The following is a 4,325-nucleotide window of genomic DNA, read 5'->3' on the forward strand; positions in this document are numbered from 1 at the left end:
TGGGGAGTACCTAGGTAGATGATCTTGGAGGTATCTAACGGCTTGAGGATCGCTGAGAACTCTTTAGTTCTTTCGAGGAGCTTTTCCCGCATGTCTGCCGTCGCCGAGTTATTGAGGACTTCAACGTCGTCAGCAATGATGATGTCAGCACGAGAACCAGTGAGCTGGCCAGTGATACCGACGCTACGAACAGAGGGAGACTGGTCAGCGATAGCAGGTCCGACATCAAACTCAATTCGGGAACTCCTCTGGTTCTCCTTGGGCCTTAAATGGCTCAGGATAGGCATTTCCTCGATAAGCCTAAGGGTAAAGGTTGTAAAGGAGTCCGCCCGCTGCTTAGAAGCTGAAACCACAAAGATTTTCTTCTGGGGATCACGGAGGAGTTCCCACAGGACGTAAGCAGAGGTCACAAAGGATTTACCAACACCACGGAACGCCTCGATGCAGCACTTCCTGGGGCCATTCGCTAGGTAATGCGCTATGTCATACTGTAGGGGTGTCGGATCAGGTAGATTGATGTGTTTCCACACTAGGTATAGAAACACTCGAAAATCACTCAGTACCCTATCTAACTCACCCCCACTACCATATTTCTTACTTGCTGCATTCACTGGTTACGCAGCCTGATCTTCATCCTCATCGTCGAACTTAGGGAGAAACTGAAGGAGTTTCCCAGTGGTATTCTCTCTGTCGATGATGGTAGTAATGTTGTTGTCCTTAAGGAACTTTATAGCAGCACTCAGTTCTTGAGCAGTGGCTTCACCAGACTTAAGCTTGTTTAGCAAGTCCTGGGCGACCGCCTCATGGAGTTCTGCGAGAGTATCTTCATTTGCTCTTGCCATTTATGCTCCTAGAATAGCGTTTAACGGGCCAGAGAAGGCCGTCTAATGGGATTAAAGAACCCCCGGCCACCAGAGTGCTTACTGGGTAGCCGGGGGCATTACACGCGGTTTAGAACGTATAGAAGCTGCCGGTACCGTCCGAGATGAACCGAGTGGCAGCACCAGCCGCAACCGAGACGGAAGCGTTGGTAGAACCGTTGTTGATCGAGTTGCCGACCGGGGGATACACGGCGAGCGCATTCGCACCACCATTCTTTACGACAACCTCACCATTACGGGAGACACCCGAGGGAAGAACCGCGCCCGAGGAGGTAGCAACCGTGGCAAAGACGTTGTAGGTGGCCTGGATAGGCAGGGCGCTACCCTGGGTGGTACCCTGGGCAACAAGACCCGTAGCAAGCATATTAATGATCCTATTCAACGGCCAAGCAGACTCGTCATACCGAGTGACAACCGAGCCGGAAACGTAAGTGGAAACACGAGCGCGCACGAAGTTAGCGACACTCGCATCAATGATGTATCGACCAGTGGAGGTCGTCGTGGAACCACCAAGTGAAACAAGGTTGCCATTACTCAGGGTATACACACCAGTCGTAAGGGCCGTCCAAGTGGCATCATCAGAGGAGGACTCAAAGGTAATGGTAGAACCACCACCAGAGTCATCCACGAAGAAATCAATGCAGCCAAGGCCGCTCGACTTAATGTCAAGACAGGTACCAGCCGCAGTTAAGATAGGGTTTGCAATCGTCATTTATTAGAACGTCCAGAAGTTCCCGGTACCATCAGAGATAAACCGGGTTACCGTGCTTGCTGCCACAGACAATGCGGCGTTCAACGCCAGGGAATTGATCCTTCCACCAATCGGAGGGTAAACAAGTAGAGCGTTGGCACCGGTATTTTTCACGACCACTTCGTTACCCAGAGGGACAAGCCCAGGGAGAACCGAACCTGCACCAGCGTTGACAGCCGAGAAGGAGTTGAAGGTCGCCAATATCGGCATAGCATTAATCTGGTTAGTGCCAGCCGCGTTCAATCCGGTTACCAGTCCTGACGTAAGTCGTTGTAATGTTGCAGGCGAATCCTCAAGAGTGGTAACAACCGTACCCGAGACATAGGTCGCAACCCTCAGTCTCACCCAAACTGGCAGACCAGAGTAGGCATCTAGCAACGCTTTAGCGTCAAGCACGTACTTACCTTTTGTCACGATAGAGGTACCACTGACAGGAATAAGGGTGTTATTCGCACTCATGAGGTATAGGCGAGTTCCCACCGCAGCCCACGAGGAGTAATCAGTAGACACTTCTAGCGTGAGCGTGGAGTTACTACCGTTATCGGTGAGGTTGAAGGTCAGAGCACCAAGACCATTGATCTTCAAATCGAAACAGGTGCCAGCCCCGGTAAGCACCGGGTTAGCTTGATTGATATACGACATATTTACTTAGTCCAACCCTCGCCAAACACTACAACACCCGACACAGTACCAGACGTATAAGTTGACACTCGTGCTCGGAAGAAGCGGGCCTGGATCATGAACACATAGATGCCAGCAGCGGTCGTAGGACCAGCCGAAGCACCACCGACACCAATGGCATTACCCGTGACCGCAACCCAGTCTGTGCCATTGTTAGACATCTCATAGGTCACGGTACACGTAGTGCCAGCGTTTACGATCTGCACGGATGCAATGCAATCACCCGCACGCACCTCCTCAGAGAACAGGGTCGTTGCAGACGTAACGCTAAATTCTTTCCCTCGATTCATTCTTAGTGTTCCTGACTCGGAGTCGCATGGACACTCTTGATGCCCTGGGCTGCACCCGCGTAGAGGGCAAGGAAAGCGGACAGGAGCGCAAACACGTTGGTCGCCGTGTCCTGACTACCGAGCCAAGTAGCAAGCTCATGGTTGCCCGAGATGGACACACCAAGGGAGACAATCGACAGAACAGAGGCTACAGTGCCTTTAGTGATATATTTCATAGGTTCTCCTTTAAATGATTTACGGATAGAGGTTCTTGGGGAGTTCAAAGTGAGGACCATCCTTGAAGGTCTTCCAGTCGCCACCCCAGGTAATCGACACGTGGACCTGAGAAGCCGCCGCCTTCATTGCTCGTGCAACACTGGCGAACTTGCTCCAGTCCTTCCAAGGGATCACCCCATTGACTACCGGAGCGAGGTCAACCGCATGGCCAAACCCATTGGTCGGCACATGACGACACGAGAACGGACTCTTCAGGGAAGATAGGCCCTTCGCAATGAGGCTCCGCTCCCGTTCAACAGTGCGGACACCCTCAGTCACAATAAAAGGTTGATCAGTAATCTCAGCAGCCTTAAGCACCACCTTAACTAGATCAGGATGGACCCCTTGAAGGCGATCCATCGAGGTTTTATTTAAAGTCATTCACTCCTTTCCTTAGTGGAACAACCCTTGTAGGTGATCCTTGAGGTACGCCAATATGGATACCCCAAGTGATCCAACACTAAGGATTGTGGTAAGATATTCCTTTTTTGCTTGACCACTCTGCTCTAGACTGGTGGTCTTACCCTCAAGCTCATTAATGCGAAGCTCGTGTTTATCGAGTCGATTAGTTTGGGTAGACTGGTGGGCCAGGATCATGTCCATTTTGCCGTCCAGTCTACCGAGCATGAGGTGGATGTTGTGGTCTTCGCTTCCCATCCTTAGGTCAACGCATTCGCACAGCGGCACACTTCCCACCACTTACCAGCCGAACACCTGAGTGTGATCGTATTGTTCGCAGCCATGTTAAAGGTACTGGCCAAGATCAGGTTGTTCGCATAGCTGTTCGTGAGTGTGAAACCATCGTTTGCACGAAGGGTGATCGTCCTGCCTTCATCCCAGGAACCCACGTTGATCTTCGACACTGCTGTCGTACCCATCACACTGAAGAAGCTACCATCCTGTGGAATGTTAATGGTAGAGGCTGCTGTGATGTTAGTTCCATTACCTTCTTTGATACCAATCTTTGCATAGATGTTACCAACGTGTTGGATACCTTTGTCATATGCTGAGATGATACGATAGGCGCCAGTAGTAGGACCAGTAACCGAACTGAGCGTTCCCTTAACGAACACATCCCCCGTCAAGGAGGTTAGCGCCGAGAGGTTATACGTTCCGGCACTGGCTGCATCACCGAGCTTGATGACACCATGGTAGTGGACAGACGTTCCATTAGGGAAGAACAGGGGCTGATTAGTGAGCGCATTGGATACAGACAACTCACAGCTCGTGAATGACAACGTGCCAGGACCGCCAAACGTAGTGATCAGCGGACCAGTGGTAAACATGAAGTACTCGGTGAATTTACAGTCAACGAACTCCGAATTACCAGCCGTCGTATTGACCGCAAGGTAGTTCTTCAGGTTGAGTGCTCCACCGTGGATGTCAAACACTGAGTTAACGAACGGCCCCAGTTCCGCATAGACCAGCCATCCATATTCACATTGACCATAGCAGTTCACAAAGTGA

General features: G+C 51.2%; 7 protein-coding genes. All 7 read right to left on the reverse strand.

Annotation, left to right across the window (positions count from 1 at the left end):
• Window positions 1-611 (reverse strand): phage terminase large subunit (gene terL, locus M2320_RS23015; protein WP_319801469.1); only part of this gene is annotated, 611 nt, incomplete at its 3' end.
• Window positions 612-614: 3 nt separating this feature from the next.
• Entirely contained in the window at window positions 615-842 is a 228-nt protein-coding gene (locus M2320_RS23020; protein WP_264599298.1) for a hypothetical protein, read from the reverse strand.
• A gap of 109 nt (window positions 843-951) precedes the next feature.
• Window positions 952-1,593, reverse strand: a complete 642-nt coding sequence (locus tag M2320_RS23025) for a hypothetical protein (RefSeq protein ID WP_264599299.1) — start codon at window positions 1,591-1,593, stop codon at window positions 952-954.
• Window positions 1,594-1,596: 3 nt separating this feature from the next.
• A complete protein-coding gene (locus M2320_RS23030; protein WP_264599300.1) occupies window positions 1,597-2,274 on the reverse strand; it encodes a hypothetical protein in 678 nt (225 codons plus the stop codon).
• A gap of 331 nt (window positions 2,275-2,605) precedes the next feature.
• Window positions 2,606-2,818, reverse strand: a complete 213-nt coding sequence (locus M2320_RS23035) for a hypothetical protein (RefSeq protein WP_264599301.1) — start codon at window positions 2,816-2,818, stop codon at window positions 2,606-2,608.
• Between the two features lie 19 nt (window positions 2,819-2,837).
• Entirely contained in the window at window positions 2,838-3,239 is a 402-nt protein-coding gene (locus M2320_RS23040) for a M15 family metallopeptidase (RefSeq protein WP_264599302.1), read from the reverse strand.
• Window positions 3,240-3,517: 278 nt separating this feature from the next.
• On the reverse strand, window positions 3,518-4,325 hold an 808-nt coding region (locus M2320_RS23045; RefSeq protein WP_264599303.1), incomplete at its 5' end, for a hypothetical protein.

Origin of the sequence: Rhodoblastus acidophilus (assembly GCF_025961575.1) — a bacterium.
In the GTDB taxonomy this organism is placed as follows: Bacteria; Pseudomonadota; Alphaproteobacteria; order Rhizobiales; family Beijerinckiaceae; genus Rhodoblastus; species Rhodoblastus acidophilus_C.

What these genes read in the sequence shown, in the direction of transcription:
- M2320_RS23020 (WP_264599298.1), bottom strand. Translation starts at nt 842, where the DNA reads ATGGCAAGAGCAAATGAAGATACTCTCGCAGAACTCCATGAGGCGGTC.
- M2320_RS23025 (WP_264599299.1), bottom strand. Translation starts at nt 1,593, where the DNA reads ATGACGATTGCAAACCCTATCTTAACTGCGGCTGGTACCTGTCTTGAC.
- M2320_RS23030 (WP_264599300.1), bottom strand. Translation starts at nt 2,274, where the DNA reads ATGTCGTATATCAATCAAGCTAACCCGGTGCTTACCGGGGCTGGCACC.
- M2320_RS23035 (WP_264599301.1), bottom strand. Translation starts at nt 2,818, where the DNA reads ATGAAATATATCACTAAAGGCACTGTAGCCTCTGTTCTGTCGATTGTC.
- M2320_RS23040 (WP_264599302.1), bottom strand. Translation starts at nt 3,239, where the DNA reads ATGACTTTAAATAAAACCTCGATGGATCGCCTTCAAGGGGTCCATCCT.